At 69.8% G+C, this 17,284-nt stretch carries 19 protein-coding genes and 1 pseudogene; 9 read left to right on the top strand and 11 right to left on the bottom strand.

Annotation, left to right across the window (positions count from 1 at the left end; genetic code table 11):
- Positions 1-84: 84 nt before the first annotated feature.
- The 3 genes from OG714_RS38205 to OG714_RS38195 form a co-directional block, all read right to left on the bottom strand.
- Positions 85-297 carry a hypothetical protein gene (locus OG714_RS38205; protein WP_406127986.1) on the bottom strand — a complete coding sequence of 71 codons (213 nt, stop codon included), beginning with the start codon at positions 295-297 and terminating at the stop codon, positions 85-87.
- Entirely contained in the window at positions 294-524 is a 231-nt protein-coding gene (locus tag OG714_RS38200; RefSeq protein ID WP_406127985.1) for a hypothetical protein, read from the bottom strand. The genes OG714_RS38205 and OG714_RS38200 overlap by 4 nt, the downstream gene beginning before the upstream one ends.
- A gap of 109 nt (positions 525-633) precedes the next feature.
- Entirely contained in the window at positions 634-819 is a 186-nt protein-coding gene (locus tag OG714_RS38195; protein ID WP_406127983.1) for a hypothetical protein, read from the bottom strand.
- A gap of 622 nt (positions 820-1,441) precedes the next feature.
- Here OG714_RS38195 and OG714_RS38190 point away from each other — a divergent pair.
- The 3 genes from OG714_RS38190 to OG714_RS38180 all read left to right on the top strand — a co-directional run bounded on the left by OG714_RS38190 (position 1,442) and on the right by OG714_RS38180 (position 3,502).
- Positions 1,442-2,239: a GntR family transcriptional regulator gene (locus OG714_RS38190; RefSeq protein ID WP_406127982.1), complete on the top strand. Its 798-nt coding sequence runs from the start codon at positions 1,442-1,444 to the stop codon at positions 2,237-2,239.
- Positions 2,240-2,284: 45 nt separating this feature from the next.
- A complete protein-coding gene (locus OG714_RS38185) occupies positions 2,285-2,839 on the top strand; it encodes a UTRA domain-containing protein (RefSeq protein ID WP_406127980.1) in 555 nt (184 codons plus the stop codon).
- Positions 2,840-2,914: 75 nt separating this feature from the next.
- The gene (locus tag OG714_RS38180) at positions 2,915-3,502 is read left to right on the top strand and encodes a GIY-YIG nuclease family protein (RefSeq protein WP_406127978.1); all 588 of its coding nucleotides are present in this window, start codon (positions 2,915-2,917) and stop codon (positions 3,500-3,502) included.
- A 367-nt stretch (positions 3,503-3,869) separates the two neighbouring features.
- Here the strand turns inward: OG714_RS38180 and OG714_RS38175 are convergent, their stop codons facing one another.
- The 4 genes from OG714_RS38175 to OG714_RS38160 all read right to left on the bottom strand — a co-directional run bounded on the left by OG714_RS38175 (position 3,870) and on the right by OG714_RS38160 (position 7,308).
- Positions 3,870-5,591 carry a phage/plasmid primase, P4 family gene (locus tag OG714_RS38175; RefSeq protein WP_406127977.1) on the bottom strand — a complete coding sequence of 574 codons (1,722 nt, stop codon included), beginning with the start codon at positions 5,589-5,591 and terminating at the stop codon, positions 3,870-3,872.
- Positions 5,588-6,613, bottom strand: coding sequence for a bifunctional DNA primase/polymerase (locus OG714_RS38170; protein ID WP_406127975.1), 1,026 nt, complete (start codon positions 6,611-6,613; stop codon positions 5,588-5,590). The genes OG714_RS38175 and OG714_RS38170 overlap by 4 nt, the downstream gene beginning before the upstream one ends.
- Positions 6,614-6,910: 297 nt before the next feature.
- Positions 6,911-7,102 carry a hypothetical protein gene (locus tag OG714_RS38165; RefSeq protein WP_406127974.1) on the bottom strand — a complete coding sequence of 64 codons (192 nt, stop codon included), beginning with the start codon at positions 7,100-7,102 and terminating at the stop codon, positions 6,911-6,913.
- Positions 7,099-7,308 (bottom strand): hypothetical protein, encoded by a 210-nt coding sequence (locus tag OG714_RS38160; RefSeq protein ID WP_406127972.1) that lies wholly within the window; start codon positions 7,306-7,308, stop codon positions 7,099-7,101. The genes OG714_RS38165 and OG714_RS38160 overlap by 4 nt, the downstream gene beginning before the upstream one ends.
- Before the next feature lie 146 nt (positions 7,309-7,454).
- Here OG714_RS38160 and OG714_RS38155 point away from each other — a divergent pair, with 146 nt between their 5' ends.
- Positions 7,455-8,045, top strand: coding sequence for a helix-turn-helix domain-containing protein (locus tag OG714_RS38155; RefSeq protein WP_406127971.1), 591 nt, complete (start codon positions 7,455-7,457; stop codon positions 8,043-8,045).
- Positions 8,046-8,062: 17 nt separating this feature from the next.
- On the opposite strand, the gene OG714_RS38150 is transcribed toward OG714_RS38155, so the two are convergent.
- Positions 8,063-9,577, bottom strand: a complete 1,515-nt coding sequence (locus OG714_RS38150) for a recombinase family protein (protein ID WP_406127969.1) — start codon at positions 9,575-9,577, stop codon at positions 8,063-8,065.
- An 18-nt stretch (positions 9,578-9,595) separates the two neighbouring features.
- On the opposite strand from OG714_RS38150, the pseudogene OG714_RS38145 reads away from it, so the two are divergent.
- The 4 genes and pseudogenes from OG714_RS38145 to OG714_RS38130 form a co-directional block, all read left to right on the top strand.
- Positions 9,596-9,781 (top strand): annotated as a pseudogene (locus tag OG714_RS38145) (MBL fold metallo-hydrolase); the annotation flags it as partial.
- Positions 9,782-10,126: 345 nt separating this feature from the next.
- Positions 10,127-11,011 carry an ABC transporter substrate-binding protein gene (locus tag OG714_RS38140; protein WP_406127967.1) on the top strand — a complete coding sequence of 295 codons (885 nt, stop codon included), beginning with the start codon at positions 10,127-10,129 and terminating at the stop codon, positions 11,009-11,011.
- Positions 11,008-11,925 (top strand): amino acid ABC transporter permease, encoded by a 918-nt coding sequence (locus OG714_RS38135; RefSeq protein WP_406127966.1) that lies wholly within the window; start codon positions 11,008-11,010, stop codon positions 11,923-11,925. Before OG714_RS38140 ends, OG714_RS38135 begins: the two co-directional genes overlap by 4 nt.
- Positions 11,922-12,692, top strand: coding sequence for an amino acid ABC transporter ATP-binding protein (locus OG714_RS38130; RefSeq protein ID WP_406127964.1), 771 nt, complete (start codon positions 11,922-11,924; stop codon positions 12,690-12,692). Before OG714_RS38135 ends, OG714_RS38130 begins: the two co-directional genes overlap by 4 nt.
- 80 nt (positions 12,693-12,772) lie before the next feature.
- Here the strand turns inward: OG714_RS38130 and aroQ are convergent, their stop codons facing one another.
- Positions 12,773-13,246 carry a type II 3-dehydroquinate dehydratase gene (gene aroQ / locus OG714_RS38125; RefSeq protein ID WP_406127962.1) on the bottom strand — a complete coding sequence of 158 codons (474 nt, stop codon included), beginning with the start codon at positions 13,244-13,246 and terminating at the stop codon, positions 12,773-12,775.
- Positions 13,247-13,419: 173 nt separating this feature from the next.
- Between aroQ and OG714_RS38120 the strand changes: the two genes are divergently transcribed.
- Complete coding sequence (locus tag OG714_RS38120; RefSeq protein WP_406127960.1) at positions 13,420-14,691, top strand: MFS transporter; 1,272 nt, start codon at positions 13,420-13,422, stop codon at positions 14,689-14,691.
- Positions 14,692-14,814: 123 nt separating this feature from the next.
- On the opposite strand, the gene OG714_RS38115 is transcribed toward OG714_RS38120, so the two are convergent.
- Together OG714_RS38115 and OG714_RS38110 are read right to left on the bottom strand one after the other, a co-directional pair.
- Complete coding sequence (locus OG714_RS38115; protein ID WP_406127959.1) at positions 14,815-15,918, bottom strand: calcium:proton antiporter; 1,104 nt, start codon at positions 15,916-15,918, stop codon at positions 14,815-14,817.
- A 174-nt stretch (positions 15,919-16,092) separates the two neighbouring features.
- Positions 16,093-17,094: a TerC/Alx family metal homeostasis membrane protein gene (locus tag OG714_RS38110; RefSeq protein ID WP_406127958.1), complete on the bottom strand. Its 1,002-nt coding sequence runs from the start codon at positions 17,092-17,094 to the stop codon at positions 16,093-16,095.
- Between the last annotated feature and the right edge of the window lie 190 nt (positions 17,095-17,284).

The following is a 17,284-nucleotide window of genomic DNA, read 5'->3' as shown; positions in this document are numbered from 1 at the left end:
GCTCCTGGGTCATTGATTCGGTTCGGGGATGGCGCACTCGACGGCCCCCGGAGCAAGGCGCGCTAACGCCTCCGGGGGCCGTCGTCATGAGGTCGGGGGACTGCCGGCCTCGCGGTGCCGGGGGCAGCGGCACGGCGGCCACCCCCTGTTCAGCAGGTCGGCGAGCGGGTCGCGGTTCTCGTCCGCCCACTGGTGCGGGACGGCGAGGGTGGCCGGGGCCTCGTACGACGCCCCGCCGTCCCGGCTGATCCGCATGGTGAGCAACGAGGCGCCCTCAGCGGGCGTCCCTGCCTTCACCGCTTCGGCTCCGCCAGCGTCGGGAGGTGCCGTACGTCGTCGCCGGTGAGGATCAGGCGGAGCGGGTCATCGGCGGGGACGCCCCGCTCGTCGAGCACGGCCAGGGCGCGGGCGACCCGGTCCTCGGCGATGTCGGCGCGGATCTTGTGGGTGCTGGCCCGGTCGTGCAGGTCCGTGACGGACCCTTCCAGGCTCTTCAGCTTGCGGGTGCTGACGAGGCAGATCATGCGGTTCCTCCTGGCGCATGTCGACGGCCCCCGACTGGATTGCCGGGGGCCGCTCCCCCACGGTCCTGGGCGCCATCCCGGACCGTGGGTGTCTGTGGGGTCGATCAGGTCACTTCGCGGGCGTCACGCCGTCCGCGCTGACCCAGGTGGTGTCACCCGAGTCCCACGCCACCTTCACGTGGCGCACGTCCTCGGGGTGGTCAAGCGGCCCGTCCTCGACGTCGACGACGGTTCCGGGCTCGGTGCGGGCGGTGCGGATGTTGCCGAGACCGACGACGCGGATGCCAATGGCCATGCGTGGTGCTCCTTCGCTGCGGAGTGACTGGCTTCGGGTACCGAGTGGACGACGCCCTGCACACACGCGACGCGCGGTGTGCTGGACGTCGACGACTGGGTCGCCGTGGGTGCGATGTCTGCCCTTGTCTCACCCGACGCGAAAGGCCGGCCCCCGATGCTGCTGGGGGCGGGCAGGGCTACGGGCCCCTCAACTGCGGGGGCCGGTAGGGAAGTTGCTTGCTGGTCACGTCGGGCAGGGCCTGCGGCTTGTCGCCGGTGCCTGTCCGGGGGGCCCGTTGGAGCGGTCGCCGATCGTGCTGGTCTCCGCTGCGGGATGCCCCGGTATGTCCCATGTGAAGTTCTCAACGAACTGCCGCTTCCTTGAGGCCGCCGTCACGCGCTGCCCTCCGGGCGTCACGCACCCGCCTTCCTATCTAGATAGGTTGGTGCGAGGTCGATTAAGCCACGGAGTCCGGAGGGTGTCAACCCATCTAGATAGGTGCGTTCCGGTCGGGCCTCTGAGCTGGGCTTTTCCGGCGTGCCACACCGTTCGAACAGCGCGGCTTTCGGAACCTATCTAGCTATGTCATGCTTGGCCCCCAGACAGGGATTGACCACCACGACCGAAGGGACAGAGGGCCGTGGCGAGGAAGGAGCCGGGAAAGGTCGAGCGGATCGCCGCTGACCTCCGAGCGAAGATCGAAAGCGGGCACTACCCGCCTGGTGCGCGGCTGCCGAGTTCGGCTGACCTCCAGGCATCCGAGGGCGTCGCGTTCATGACGACGCGCGAGGTCTACCGCGTGCTGGAACGTGACGGCCTCGTCGTCACGCGCATGGGCAAGGGCTCCTTCGTGACGCCCTTCCTGGGCAAGATCACCCGCGACGGCACCGGCAGGTACCAGCCTGCGGCCAGAGCAGAGGGTGGCGCGCGCGGCGCTTTCGAGGCAGAGCTCAACCGGCTCGGGCTCGTCTACAAGAAGACGCCGACCGGTGTCCGCCGTGAGCGTCCGCCGCGCGAAGTCGCGGCAGCGCTCGGCATTCACCACTCGGCAAAGGCCCTCTGTCGGCATCGCGAGATGAAGGCCGGCCGCGACGAGGCGAACAGCGACGAGGGCTTCGTCGTACAGCTCGCCACCAGTTGGTTCCCGCTGGACGTCGTGGGCGGTTCCCCGATCGAGGATGACGACCCCGGCGAGGGCGGGAGCAAGTCCCGCCTTGCTGACCTCGGCTTTGCCCAGCGGCGTGTCCGCGAGGCGATCGAGGTCCGCTTTCCGACCCCGGCCGAGGCGGAGGCGCTGAACATCCCGGAGGACCGGCCGGTGTACGAGCTGGTTCACCACGCGTCGACGGCTGAGGGCCGGGTAGTCGAGGTGGCCGTGCACGTCATGCCGGTCACGATCTGGCGGTTCTCGTACACGTGGGAGCTGGACGCCGAATAGCGTCCGTCCCGCCCATCACTGACCCACCATCAAGCAAGGAGCGACATGCCCACCAACACCATCGGCACAGACGGGACGATCACCCGCGACGCCCGGAGCCGCTACCGGCAGCGTGCTGAAGGGGGCGCCCGTGGGGCGTTCGAGGCGGAGACGAAGAGGGCCGGGGGCGCTCCCCGGGGCGAGACTCAGATCAGCCGCGGTAAGGCTCCGGCTGACCTGGCGGAGATCCTCGGGGATGCCGGCGAGGTCGTCGTCCGGCAGCGCCGGATGTTCGACGGCGAGCGCCTGGTGCAGCTCGCCGACACGTTCATCCCGGGGTTCGTGGCGGAGGCTGCGCCCAAGGTTGCGCAGCCCGACACGGGCGAGGGCGGGATCATCTCGCGCATGGCTGACGCGGGCCTGGCTCAGGCGGAGGTCGTCGAGGACGTCGCGCAGGTGCCGGCCACGGCGGAGCAGGCAGAGGCCCTCGGGGTCGAGGCGGGCGCGCTGCTGCTGACGATCACGCACGTCGGGCGCACCGAGGACGACCGGGTTGTCGAGGTCACCCGTCACGTCCTCGGTCCCGGCTGGACATTGCGGTACGGCGTCCCGCTGACCTGAGGCACCCCTTATTGATCCGCGCGGCCCCTGGCTTCGGCGAGGGGCCGCGCGTCGTTTCTCAGCAACGGGAGAGGCATGACCACAGACCAGCAGGGGCCGACCGAGGTCGTCTACCTCATGGGTGCCGAGAGCCTGGACCTGGTCAAGATCGGCACCACGACAGACGTGAACAGGCGGGTCCGCACGATGCAGACCGGCTTGCCGCTGACGCTGTCGGTGCTGTGGACGTGCGAGGGCAATCGTGAACTCGAACAAGCCCTTCACAAGGAGTTCCGGGAACACAACCGGCGAGGTGAATGGTTCGACCTGACCAGCTTGGGTGACCCGGTGGCCGTCGTGAGCACAGCAGTGCGGAGGCTCGCGCCTGGGCTCGGCCTCCCGATCCCGCCGCCGCGCGTCTCACCGGATGTGGCTCTAGCGCTCGTGGCCCCCACGATTCCGGGGTGCGTCCGGCTGGAGCGCATCCTGACCGCCCGGATGCTCGCCTGGTTCGAGTGCGAGGACTTCGGCCTTCCACCCACCGTCAGCATGCCGGTGATGGTGTACCAGACGATCCAGTACGACGCAGAGGACGAGGTGCTGGCCGTGACACACACGCTCGTCACCAAGGGACACCAGCAGCCCGAGGGCTTTGTGTACCCCGAGCCGCGGGGAGGCAACTGACCGCCTGGCACCAAAGCACTGCCCCCGCCCGGGGATTGGGCGTGGGCACTGTCGCGTTTCCGGCCACGAGGCGGTCGCCTGGTCGCCGTACGCACAGATCATGGCGGAGTTCTCCCGAGCCTCACCAATGCCTTGCACACCTTGCGCCACGGTAGCCGTGCCGAGGGGATCGGACCGGCGGGCTTGACTGAGCGTTACCGCAGGTCAGAAGGGGGTGGTACGGGTGGCACGGGTGGTTGGAAACTTTCTCTCATATCTACACAGTGGGAAGTTTCCTAAGTGCCGTGCCACCCGTGCCACCCCACCGGCCCCGGACAGCACTCGACCCCCGTCGGGAGGTCCCGTCGGGGGTCGGTCGAGGAGTAGCTCAGAGGGTCAGATCAGCGTCACCGGCGAATCGAACACCGACCCATGCGTGGTACCGCGCAGGCGGCTCGGGCCGGGCCGTGACCCACCCGTGCCCGACATCCGTCGTCGGCCGAGAGAGCCCGTCCCTGTGGCGGATGAGCGCCTTTTCGACCTTGCGGGTCTTGGTCTCCTCGTGCGCCCCGAACCGGTCGGCCGCCGTCTTCTGGCTCCACGACTGTTGCCCGATCTCGCCGAGGAACTTGTTCAGGTCCTCCATGAGCTCCTTGGACATGACGTGCGAGTCGTAGTCGGCGACCAGGCGCTCGCCCCAGTAGCGCATGATGACGTCCGACTCGGCCCGCCACCGGTGGGTTGCTTCCTGTACGGCGGCCGGGTGGTCGGGCATCGACCGGTCGGTCGCGTACCAACGGCGGGCCCCGGCAATCAGCCACGCGAGGACGGCCTCGCGCTGCGCCTGCCCGGCAAGTCGCCGCTTGAGGCCGCTGTCGCCCTGTCGCTCGAAGTCGGCCGCGGGCTCCCGGACGAACGTGTACGGGAACGGCACCAGGGCGAGGCGGCGCCACGTGCCGTGGTCCGTCTCAGCCACGGTCGGCCGGTAGTTCGTGGTGATGAACAGGGTGTGCGAGGTCTCCCACAACACCTCGCGCTGGTACAGGTGACGAGCCTTCATCACCGCCGTGCCGACCGCCTTTTTGAGCTGCGTCACATTCAGCCGGCGCCCCTCGGGGAGCTCCTCGGCGAACGCGAGGCGGGCGCCCTTGAGAGCCATCCGCTCCTCTTTCGCGTCGCGGTCGCCGCACAGAACGCTGTCGTCGAGGAACGTCATCGCGCCCGTGTCGGTCCGCCCGCCGAGGGCGAGGCAAAGCCCGTCGACCAGGCTCGACTTACCGTTCTTCCCGTCGCCGTGCAGCAACAGCATCAGGTCGTCGTCCGGCACGTGGCCGGTGATCCCCTGCCCCATCCGCAGCTGTAGCCAGTCGGCGACGTCGGGGGCGACGGCGGACAGCATCGCGTCAACGTCCGCGTGCTGCGCTCCGGGGACGAACCGGGTCGGTACGTACCGCGTGAGGTACCGGCCCGGGTCGTGCGGCATGAGGGCGCTGGTCCGCAGGTCCACGATGCCGTTCTCGACGGTGATGACGTCGGGGTCGGCGTCGAAGTCCTGGCCGTTGACGAGCACGTCGTCGAGGCCACGGGCCAAGTCGGTGAGTCCGCCGATGCGCCCCTTGGTGAGGAGCTTGAGGAGATCCTCGTACCCGACCCCGGCCGTCGGCCTGGTGATCTGTCCGATGACCCACTCGGCGAGGTACCGCCGCACCTCATCCCGCACGGTCGCGTCGTCGGCGTGCGCCCATACCCGGTCGTCCCACCGCATCCATCCCAGGTGAGGCGACCAGCAGAACCGGCCCGCGAGGCACTCGCTCGCGATCTGCTCGACCAGGAAGGCGTCAGAGGCCGCTACGGCGCCTTGCAGACTCCCCCGGCCCTTGCCCTTACCAGCCGCAGGCTTCGCCCCCTCACCGTGCGGAGCGGCCGCCTTACGGGTCTGCTCGGGGACAGGCGCGGCCTCGGGCTCGCCGACGAGCTCGGCCTCGACCACAGGCTCGACCTCGACCTCGGGCTCGTCGGTCACCTCGGCAGCCTGCGCGTCCTGGGCGTCGGCGTACGCGTAGAGCCCGGCGAGGAGCTTCTCGCGGTCGATCTCGGGAGTAGTGGTCATGCCGTCGCTCCCTTGGTGATCGCGGCGCGGACGCCCGAGCGGATCGCTGACTGTGCCTCGCCCTCGGAAAGGCCGGCGGCACGGGCCGCCGCCATGAGGCACTCCTCGACCTCGGCCTCGGAGAGGTGCCCGGCCGGGACGAACCGGCCGAGAGAGCGGGCCGAGCTGTAGAGCGTCGCGTTCCTGGTCCCCGAGGCCGCGTTCGCGGTCTGCTCGACCTCGGCCCGCACCGCGGCCTCGACGTACGCCGGTCCCTTCGGCCGCTGGATCGCGGCGAGCATCTGCCGGGCGCTGCGCCTCGGCCGCTCGGGCTCGGGCTCCCGGTAGTGCCGGGTGCGCCGTAGGTCGGCGTCGAGCCACGCGGGGAGCTGCGCCACGGTCCGGCAGTCCCCTTGCGCCCGGTACTCCCCGGCGGCGGTCACGGTGCCCGGTGCGATGCCGTACGACCGGCCCGCCCGGAGGTCGAGTTGCCACCCGAGCTGTCCCGCGCCCGGGTGCCACCGGTCGGCGTCCTCGACGCGGAACCACGCTTGCAGTCCGCCCCCGGCGGTGAGCACGGTCAACGTCGGCGGGTCGACCCACGGGAGCGGGGCGTTCCGCACCTCGCACAGTGCGGCGATCGTGTCCCATCCGCTACCGAACGCGGACGCCGTGACGTCCTCGGCGAGCTCGACACCGGGCAGGTAGTCGCCGTTCGCCGGGGCCTCGGTGTCGGCGTGGTCGTCGACGTCAAGGATCACCAGGCCGGACGGCCCGCAGGCGACGCCGACACCGAACCGGGGCTCGGCCGTCCACCACCGGTCAATGCGGTCGGTGTCCGTGGTCGCGGCCCGCACACCGTGGCAGTATCCGCCCGCCTCGATGCATCGGCACTCGTCGGTTGCGTGCGGGATGTACTGCGCGTTCTTCGGCGAGCAGCGCGGGCAGTTGCCCGGCGGGATCTTCGTCCCCGGGGCGAGCGGGTGGACGTACCACCCTTGGGCCGCCATCCAGCGGGCGACGCGGTGTGTGGTTGAGGGCATCATCGAGCGCCCCCGGCGAGGATCAGGACGCGGGAAGCGTCGGTGCCGGCGGTGGACTGGACGGGCATGATGACCTCGTAGGTACGAGGGCTCGTACGGCTTCCCACGCGGTCAACGTGAGTTGTACGGGCCTGATGCGTACCGGCGGCCCAAAACCAGCCCGGATTGTTGGCGTTACGGTTCGAGTGGGCTTCGGGGCCCGCTAGGGTGTTGCGCACAGAAGGCGCTCCTGTGGGGTGCTGAGAGAGGCCCGGCGACTGTGAGAGGGAGCCGGGCCTTTCGCATGTCTGGTGGCGGTTAGGCGGCATCGGTGCTCGCCTCGGTGACCGCCCGGTGCTCGGCCTCGGCCAGGACGGGGCGGAAGACGGTGCGCAGCTCGGTGATCTCCGCTCCGGTGAGCGGGGGCCGGGACGCGACGAACTCGGCGATGAACGCCTCCACGTCCTGGCCTGCGACCGGTGAGCACCAGCCGTCGGGGTCGGTGTTCACGCGGCGGCCGCCCCGCTGAGGAGGGCCTCGACGTCCGCGCGCCGGTACCAGATGCGGCCGGTCGGGAGCTTGATGTACGGCAGGCCGATCCCGAGGGAGCGGTTGTTCGCGAGGGTCTGGAGGGCGTAGTGCGTCGCCGTCGATACCTCGCGCGGCGTCATCCACTCGTCGGTCCGGAGCGCCTGAGGCGCGGGGAGCTGCGACATTTTCGAGACTCCTGTCGACGTAATCGAGACACTCAACGCGGTAAGTGCGGTAAGTGTCGGAACGTCGGCGACACTAGTGGTGATCTTCCTCTGTCGCAACAACCCACGCGCGCGTCTCGGAAATCTCGACAGCTACTGTCGAGGTTATGTCGACTGGACCCATGGATCTCGGCCCGACCTCCCGGGCCGTCGCGGACAATCTCCGCAGGCTGCGCGAGGCCCGGGGGCTGAGCCTCCGGGCGCTCTCTGCCGAACTCAAGCGGCGCGGGCACCACCTCAGCGCCGACGCTCTCAACAAGATCGAGAACGGGCGGACCCCCGAGGCCGGCACCGAGCCGCCCAAGAACGTCCGGCGTATCGACGTCGACGACCTGACCGCCCTCGCCGCAGTACTCGGCGTGAACCCGAACGCCCTGCTACTCCCCCACCAGGGATCAGGGAGCATCGACCTGAGCGGCGTGGGCAGGGTCGACGCAACGATCGTGTGGGCGTGGGCCGAGGGCCGACGCCCGCTCACCGTCCCCGAGCACGACGACGGGACCGCGAACGCCGACTTCCAGCGCTACGCCCGGCCTCTCGGCATCCGGAACTACAACCGGTCACCGGCCAGCCGGGCAGCGCACTTCGAGGACTCCGGAGGCCGCGGGTACTACCAGCGCGGCCAGGACGGGAAGTTGCACGAGGTCAGCACCGGCGAGCCGGTCGAGTTCGACCAGCACGGCAACCACGACGACTGAGTGGTTTCTTGCCCGGCTCAGCCGCCCGTGCGCGCCCACTGAAGGGCGATGGTGGTCTCGTCGAACCCCGGACCGCGCCGCGCCACCGGGTACACCTTCAAGCGCAGCCCCAAGCCGTCCAGGACCCGCCGCTTCTGTGGCACCGTCAGGGCCTCCCACGCTTCCCCGGCCTTGGGTCCCACGAGGCCGTCGAATACGTCCAGGTCGAATGCCGGCCGCAGTCGGCGGGCCTCGCTCTGCGCCTCCGTGATCTGCTTGGCCAACTTCGCCGTAATGCGCCGGAGTTGCTCACGGGTGATAGCCCCGTCCGCGTAGTCGTCCGCCGCCGCCTCCTGCCGCGCCTTCAGCCCCTCGGCCCGGTCGAGCGCCGCCAGGGCCGCCGAGTCGTCGCCCCGGAAGATGTCGGCCGCCTCGGGCCGCGACAGCACACCTACGACGATGCGCCCCACGTATCCGTCGAGGGCCTCCTCGTTCCGGCCGACGCAACCCTTCGCGTCACACACGTACGTCGGCTGCTTCCGCCCCCGCTTCGCGTTCCCCCTCGACGCGACCCGGAACACCGCCCCGCACGGCCCGCACGTCGCGACCTCACCCCACGTCAGCAGGTGTTTCCGGGCACCGGGCAGCTCCCGCACGACGGCCCGCTCCGCGAACAGGTTCCGTAGCTGCGCGTACTGCTCATCCGTGATGAGCGCTGGCCACGCCGCCGCGTACTCCACGCCCAGACGGACGCGGATTCCCACGTTCGCCGGCCGCAGCGCGAGCTTCTTGACACTGGTCTTGTTCCACAGCGACCCGTCCGCGTTCTGCCCGACAGCCCGCCGCTTGAGCTGCATCCCGGCACCGGGCGCCGGTACACCGCGATTGTTCAGGTCGGCTGTGATGCCGAGGAGGCTGCCCCCGGCCAGCAGACGCGTGACGATGTCACGGACGACGTCCGCCTGCACCGGGTCCTCGACGTCCTCGAAGCCACAGACCAGGCCGCGGGCGTCGTACTCGTACTGGCGCCGCCACCCGTACGACACGGCCCCGTTCGCCCGGCCCTCCTGCGCGCGCTCCAGAGCGGCCCGCGCCACCCGCTCACTCTTCACCTCGGACTCGGCGGTGTCCGACTCACCGAGGTTCGCGAGCTGCGAACGGTCGGACGCCTTCGCCATGTTGAACAGGCCGCCCGACTCGAAGGCAACCCAGCACCCCGCGTGACGCAGGTCCTCGATGGCCTGGGCGCGCTCGACACGGCGCCGCCAGACGCGCGACGGGTGATAGCCCACGACGATGACCCGGACACCGGGCTCGCGAGCGGCCTCGATGGCATCTGCCATCATCCGGTCGTACTCGGGGCGTTCCTCACCCGAATGGGCGGAGACGTCGTTCTCGACGTACTCGCCGCCGACCTCCCACGCGTTCTCCTCGGTGAACGTCTTCAGGTCGCTCATCTGCCGGTTGACGCCGCGTCGGCGATCACGCGGGTCCTCGGAGATCCGCGCGTAGAGGAAGGCGACCGTACGGCGCGGGAGCGTCTTTGTGTTCACGGGACAGAACCCTAGGGCTTCCCGGGTGGCGTGGGCAACACCCGTAAGGACCCCGAGGCGTTCGCCAGTCTGATCCACGACGTCGAGACGAAGATCTTCGACGCTCTCCCGGACGAGACCTGGGTCTACCCGGGACACGGCAACGACACGACGCTGGGCGCGGAGCGCCCGCACCTGCCGGAGTGGCACGCGCGCGGGTGGTGAGCGTCCGGCACTCGGCCCGCGGGGCGCACTCTCGGCGTGAACCAATCCGCGTGCGCCCCGCACGGCCTCCGCGCACGCGCCCCGTGTGAATCCTTCGCACGCGCCGATGTCCCACGCTCGCTCCCGGCACGCGTGGTTGCGCGGTCAACTGGAAGCAGCCCCGCTCAGGACGACGGCTCCTGAGCGGACGGGCCGCCGGTCCCTCGGTCCCCGCCCTCGACCGGCGGCCCCGGCGAGCGGCATCGCACAGGCGCTTTTTACGAGAACGCAACACCCGTTCCCAGTATGCGGACATTCAAGGCTGTGACCTCGACAAACAGGACGTTTGGCTGTCACTCTCCCGCCATGCACCTTGCCCCTCGCGTACTGCGCCGCGCGATATCCGCCGCAACCGTCGCCCTGCTCGCCACCGCCGTCGGCTGTGCTCCGCAGCCGGAGGACAAGGCCTCCGACCAGGCCTCCGGTTCGACCGCGGCCACCTGCGCCAAGGGCAAGTTGGCCACCCAGACCTCCGGCAAGCTGACGATCGCCACGGACGAGCCGGCGTACGAGCCCTGGTTCGAGGACGACAAGCCCGCCAACGGCAAGGGCTTCGAGTCGGCGGTCGCCTACGCCGTGGCGAAGCAGCTCGGCTACGACAAGAGCGCCGTCGTCTGGCAGAGCGTCCCCTTCAACAAGGCCTTCGCGCCCGGCGTGAAGACCTTCGACTTCGACATCAACCAGGTGTCGATCAGCACCGAGCGCAAGAAGGCCGTCGACTTCTCGTCCGGCTACTACGACGTGCGTCAGGCCGTCATCGCGCTCAAGGGCAGCAAGGCCGCCAAGGCGACGAGTATCGCGGGCCTGAAGGGCCTCAAGCTGGGCGCCCAGGTCGGCACCACGAGCCTGAACTACATCAGCGACGTGGTGAAGCCGACGCAGCAGGAGGCCGCGTTCTCCAAGAACGACCAGGCCGTCTCCGCGCTCAAGAACGGCCAGGTCGACGCGATCGTCGTGGACCTGCCGACCGCCTTCTACATCACCTCGGCCGAGGTGACCAACGCCAAGATCGTCGGCCAGTTCGAGAACCAGGGCGGCACGCCCGAGCAGTTCGGGCTCGTCCTCGACAAGGGCAGCGACCTCACGTCCTGCGTGACGTCGGCCGTGGACGCGCTCCGCAAGGACGGCACGCTGGCCGCGCTGGAGAAGCAGTGGCTCTCCGACGCCGTCGACGCCCCGGTCCTCAAGTGACCGTGGTGAAGGGCGAGTCGGGCCGGGAGGCCGCGGACGACAAGGGCGACATGCCCGGCGGGGGCGACGCGTACGTCCCCTCGCAGCGGCGCCTGGACCGCGAGCGTCACAAGCGCACGCGTGCCCGCCGCGCGACCGCGATCGCCGCGGTGTCGACCCTGGTCACGGCCGTCGTCCTGTATGTGGTCGTGGTCAGCGCGCCGGGCTGGGAGCGCACCAAGGAGACCTTCTTCGACGGGCACTACGCGCGCGAGGCGTTCCCCAAGGTCCTCGACGGCCTGTGGCTGAACATCCGGCTGCTGCTGATCTGCGGCGTGCTGGTGCTCGTCCTGGGCATGTTGATAGCCATCGCGCGCACCCTGCGCGGGCCGGTATTCTTCCCCCTGCGGGTGCTGGCGGCGGCCTACACGGACTTCTTCCGCGGGCTGCCGCTCATCATCAACCTGATGATCGTGGTCTTCGGAGTGCCCGCTCTGCGCCTCCAGGGCGTGACCGTCGACCCCGTGCGGCTCGGCGGTGCGGCGCTGACACTGACGTACTCGGCGTACGTCGCCGAGGTGTTCCGCGCGGGCATCGAGTCCGTGCACCCCTCGCAGCGCGCCGCGGCCCGCTCGCTGGGCCTGAGCAACCGGCAGGCGCTGCGGCACGTGGTGCTCCCCCAGGCCGTACGCCGGCAGGTGCCGCCTTTGCTGAACGATCTGGTGTCCCTCCAGAAGGACACCGGGCTCGTGTCGATCGGCGGGGCGATCGACGCCGTACGGGCGTCCGACATCATCGCGCAGCGCGCCCTGAACTACACGCCGTACATCGTCGCGGGGCTCGTCTTCGTGGCGCTGACCATCCCGATGACCCGCTTCACGGACTGGGTGACCGCGCGGATGGACCGGCAGCGCGCCCAGGGAGGCACGACATGAGCACCGCCGACATCTCCGCCGCCTCACCCGTGCTGCGCATGGAGTCCGTCCGCAAGACCTTCGGCACGTCGGTCGTCCTGCGGGACGTCGACCTGGAGGTCCCTCCGCATACCGTGACGGCGCTGATCGGCGCCTCCGGCTCCGGCAAGTCGACGCTGCTGCGGTGCGCGAACCTCCTGGAGGACATCGACGACGGCGCGATCTGGCTGGACGGCGAGGAGATCACCGACCCGGGCGTCGACCCGGACGCGATACGGCGCCGTATCGGCGTGGTGTTCCAGGCGTACAACCTGTTCCCGCACATGACGGTCCTGGAGAACATCACCCTCGCCCCGCGCCGCGTGCACGGCGTCTCGCGCGCGGAGGCCGAGGGACACGCGCGTGAGCTGCTGGAGCGGCTCGGGCTCGGGGACAAGGCGGGCGCCTACCCTGACCGGCTGAGCGGCGGTCAGCAGCAGCGGGTGGCGATCGTGCGCGCCCTGGCCGTACGTCCCCGGCTGCTGCTCTTCGACGAGATCACCGCCGCGCTCGACCCCGAGCTGGTCGGTGAAGTGCTCGCCGTGGTGCGGGACTTGAAGGACGAGGGCATGACCATGGTGCTGGCCACGCACGAGATGGGCTTCGCCCGGGACGTCGCCGACCAGGTGTGCTTCCTGGACGGAGGCGTCGTCCTGGAGCGCGGCACGGCCCAGCAGATCTTCGGCGACCCGCAGCAGGAGCGCACACAGCGCTTCCTGCGACGGATCGTGGAGGCGGGCCGGCTGTAGCAGCGGCCTGCTTGGTCTGTAAGGGGCGTGCGCCAGGAGGCCGGTGCTTACGCCTGACGCGCCGGCCTTACACGTCGGCCTTACACGTCGGCCTTCCCCGCGCCCGCCAGCGCCGCGACGCGCTCCACGCCGAACACGTACCCCTGCACACCGCACCCCGCGATGACACCGTCGGCGCGCAGCGAGACGTACGAATGGTGCCGGAACGACTCGCGCTGGTGGATGTTGGAGATGTGGACCTCCAACACCGGTAGCCCGTCACAGGTGTTGAGGGCATCCAGGATCGCGATGGAGGTATGTGAGTACGCCCCCGGGTTGATCACGATGCCGCAGTGGTTCAGCCGCGCCTCGTGGATCCAGTCGACCAGTTCGCCCTCGTGGTTGGACTGCCGGAAGTCCACCGTGCCGCCGTGCGCGGCCGCCGCCTTGACGCACAGGGTCTCGACGTCGGCGAGCGTGTCGGAGCCGTAGATCTCCGGCTGGCGCTGGCCCAGCAGGTTCAGGTTGGGGCCGTTGAGGATCATGATCGGGGCGTTGGCCAGGGTGCGGGGCACGGTTCCTCCGGTCCGTTCGGACATGTCGTCGCAGGCGGGGCCGCCGGTCGACGGCCGCTGCTCGGACCCGGTCTATCACGACCCCTCCGCACCTCCGCGCGCCCCCGTAACCGTTGTTCACTGTGGGTAGTTGACGCGGCATGCACGATGCACGCACCGTAAGCCCCCCGTCCATGCTGCGCCTCGCGGCCGCCTCCCTCGCCGGCACCGCGATCGAGTTCTACGACTTCTTCGTCTACGGCACGGCGGCGGCCCTGGTTCTCGGGCCGCTGTTCTTCCCGACGTTCTCGCCGGTGGCGGGGACGTTGGCCGCCTTCGGGACGTTCGGTGTGGGCTTCGTGGCGCGACCGCTCGGCTCGATCCTGTTCGGGCACTTCGGGGACCGGCGCGGACGACGGCCGGTCCTGGTCGCCTCACTGCTGCTGACCGGCGCCTCGACGGTCGCGGTCGGCTGCGTACCGTCGTACGGCTCAATCGGAGTGGCCGCTCCCGTGCTCCTCCTGGTGCTGCGTTTTCTCCAGGGACTGGGGCTCGGCGGGGAGTGGGGCGGGGCGGTGCTGCTGACCGCCGAGCACGCGCCGGCCGGGCGGCGCGGGCTGTGGTCGAGCTTTCCGCAGATCGGGCCCGCGGTGGGGTTCCTGCTGGCCAACGGCGTGATGCTGGCGCTGTCGGCGACCCTGACCGACGCGCAGTTCGCGCAGTGGGGCTGGCGGGTGCCGTTCTGGGTGGCCGGGGTGCTTGCCCTCGGTGGGCTGTGGCTGCGCTCGTCGCTCGTCGAGAGCCCCCGGTTCCTCGAGATCGACGACCACGCGCGTGTGCCGCTCGCCGAAGTCGTGCGCGACCACTGGCGGTTGGTACTGCTGACCGCCGGGGCGCTGTCGGTGGGGTACGCCGTCTTCTACGCGGTGACGACATGGTCCCTCGCCTACGGCACCGAGCGCCTCGGGGTCGGCCGTACCGTCATGCTGGCCTGCATCATGGCCGCCGTGGTGGTGAAGGGCTCGCTCACCCCGCTGGTGGCGCTGCTGAGCGACCGCTACGGGCGCCGTCCGCTGTGCCTGCTGGGGTGCACGGCCGCCGCGCTGTGGATGTTCCCGATGGTCGCGCTGCTCGCCACGGGTGCGCCGCTGCTGATGTTCCTCGGGTTCCTGGGGGCGCTGCTCGCGTTCGTGACGATGTTCGCCGTGCTCGGCGCGTATCTGCCGGAACTGTACGAGCCACGGGTGCGCTGCACGGGCGCCGCCGTGGGCTACAACCTCGGCGGGGTCCTCGGCGGCGCGCTCACCCCGATCGTGGCGACGGCGCTCGCCGAGCACAGCGGGCGCGTCCCCTGGGGTGTGGGCGCTTATCTGACGGGGGTCGCGCTGTTCAGCCTGGGCTGCTTCGCCCTGCTGCCGGAGACCCGGCCGGTGGAGGTTGCAGTGGTGGAGCCGGTCGCCGGGTGAGGGCTTGCACGGCAGGTGACGTAGAGACGTAGCGGCAGGGGACGCAAAGGCTTGCGCAAGCGTTTACGTGCCGTCCGGAACGCCTCGCGCTACGGAACTCCGGGCGTTACGGGACTCCGGGCGTCACGGATTGATCGCCAGCTCCAAGTACGCCGCGAACAGCACCAGATGGACTCCGCCCTGGAGCGGTGTCGCCCGTCCCGGCACCACGGTCAGCGAACTCACCACGACCGTCAGGGCGAGCAGCACCATGTGCGTGGAGCCGAGGCCGAGGACGAGTGGCCCGGAGAGCCAGATGGACGCGAGGGCGACGGCGGGGATGGTGAGGCCGATGCTGGCCATCGCCGAGCCGAGCGCGAGGTTGAGGCTGGTCTGCACCCGGTCGCGGCGGGCGGAGCGCAGGGCGGCGATGGTCTCGGGGAGCAGCACGAGCAGCGCGATGATCACGCCGACGACGGCGTGGTGCAGGCCGGCCGCCTCGACGCCGGACTCGATGGTCGGCGACACGCCCTTGGCCAGTCCGACCACGCCGATCAGGGCGAGGCCCAGCAGGCCCAGGCTGATCAGGGCGGTGCGGGCGGACGGCGCGTCCGCGTGGAGGTCCTTGGTGATCGTCTCGCCCTGGTGGGACACCGGCAGGAAGTAGTCGCGGTGCCGCACGGTCTGCGTGGCCACGAAGAGGCCGTACAGGGCGAGCGAGGAGAGCGCGGCGAAGGTGAGTTGGGCACCGGAGAACTCCGGGCCGGGCTTGCTGGTGGTGAAGGTCGGCAGGACCAGGCTGAGCGTCGCCAGGGTCGCCACGGTGGCGAGGGCGGCGCCGGTGCCCTCGGGGTTGAAGACCGCCGTGCCGTGGCGCAGCGAGGCGACGATGAGGACCAGACCGACGATGCCGTTGCAGGTGATCATGACGGCCGCGAAGACGGTGTCCCTGGCGAGGGTGGAGCTCTTGTCGCCGCCGTCGGCCATCAGGGTCACGATCAGGGCGACCTCGATGATCGTGACGGCGACGGCGAGGACCAGGGAGCCGAAAGGTTCTCCGACGCGGTGGGCGATCACCTCGGCGTGGTGCACCGCGGCCAGCACGGCCCCCGCGAGGACTAGGGTCACCAGGGCGACGACCACGGCGGGCAGATCCTTCCGCCCCCAGGTGAAGACCAGGAGGACGGCCGCGAGCACCGGTACGAGGGTCGTCCACTGAGTGGTGAGCGACCTGAGCCGAGTGATCATGAAGCGATCCTCGCAGAGGCGTACAGGGCCCGCATTCCGGGGTTGCCTGGCCTCTCCCGCGTCCTGTGGACGCGGGTGCCCGGTATCCGACGAAGCGCCGGGAGCGGTGATCGGCGGTTCATGATGCGGTGCTCCCGGTGCTCGTGTTCCTACGTCTTGCTGCATCGGACGGGGTCAGGCGTCGATGCTGTCCTTCGGGGAACCCTCGGTCCCGGCCTCGGCAGCCTCGGCGGCCGCCTGCTTCTTGTTGGCCATCAGGCTGGTGATCGTGGTGACGATCAGGACCGCGCAGATCACGCCCAGCGAGACCGGGATGCTGATCTCCGGGACATGGACGCCGGACTCGTGCAGCGCGTGCAGGACCAGCTTGACGCCGATGAAGCCGAGGATGACCGACAGGCCGTAGCTGAGGTGGACCAGCTTCTTCAGCAGGCCGCCGATGAGGAAGTACAGCTGCCTCAGGCCCATCAGCGCGAAGGCGTTGGCCGTGAACACGATGTACGGGTCCTGGGTCAGGCCGAAGATCGCGGGAATGGAGTCGAGGGCGAAGAGCACGTCCGTCGTACCGATCGCGAGCATCACGACCAGCATCGGGGTCATGACCCGCTTGCCGTTCTCCTGGATCCACAGCTTGGTGCCGTGGTAGCGGTCGGCCACGCCGAAGCGGCGCTCGGCGGCCTTGAGCAGCTTGTTCTCCTCGAACTCCTCTTCCTCCTCGTCGGCCCGGGCCTCCTGGATGAGCTTCCAGGCGGTCCAGATGAGGAAGGCACCGAAGATGTAGAAGACCCACGCGAAGCTGGCGAGGATGGCCGCGCCGGCCGCGATGAAGATGGCCCGCAGGACCAGGGCTATGAGGACGCCGACGAGCAGCACCCGCTGCTGGTACTGCGAGGGCACGGCGAACTTCGCCATGATCAGGACGAAGACGAAGAGGTTGTCGACGCTCAGCGACTTCTCGGTGATGAAGCCGGCGAAGAACTCCCCGCCGGCCTGGCCGTCTCCGAAGACGAGCAGGCCGAGTCCGAAGAGTCCGGCGAGGGCGATCCAGACGATCGTCCAGATTCCGGCTTCCTTGATCGACACGTCATGCGGCTTGCGGCCGATGAAGAAGTCGACCGCGATCAGGGCCGCCAGCCCCACGATGGTCAGGACCCACAGGGTCACGGAAACATCCACTACTGCTCCTCCGGCGGTATTAACGGCAAATGGTCAGCGTCGTCGCTACCGGAGGTCTCTTCCACCTTGGGCGGGCGCCCAGGGCCGACGCCCCGGGATCTGGCCTGATCCGTATTGACGGGTACGCCGCAGCAGATAGGGAGTACTCCCCTCCGTACGGAAGAGCCTACCCCAATCACCAAGGAAAGGT

Origin of the sequence: Streptomyces sp. NBC_00989 (assembly GCF_045162655.1) — a bacterium.
Classification (GTDB): Bacteria; Actinomycetota; Actinomycetes; order Streptomycetales; family Streptomycetaceae; genus Streptomyces.
This window is presented reverse-complemented; position numbering and strand designations above follow the sequence as displayed.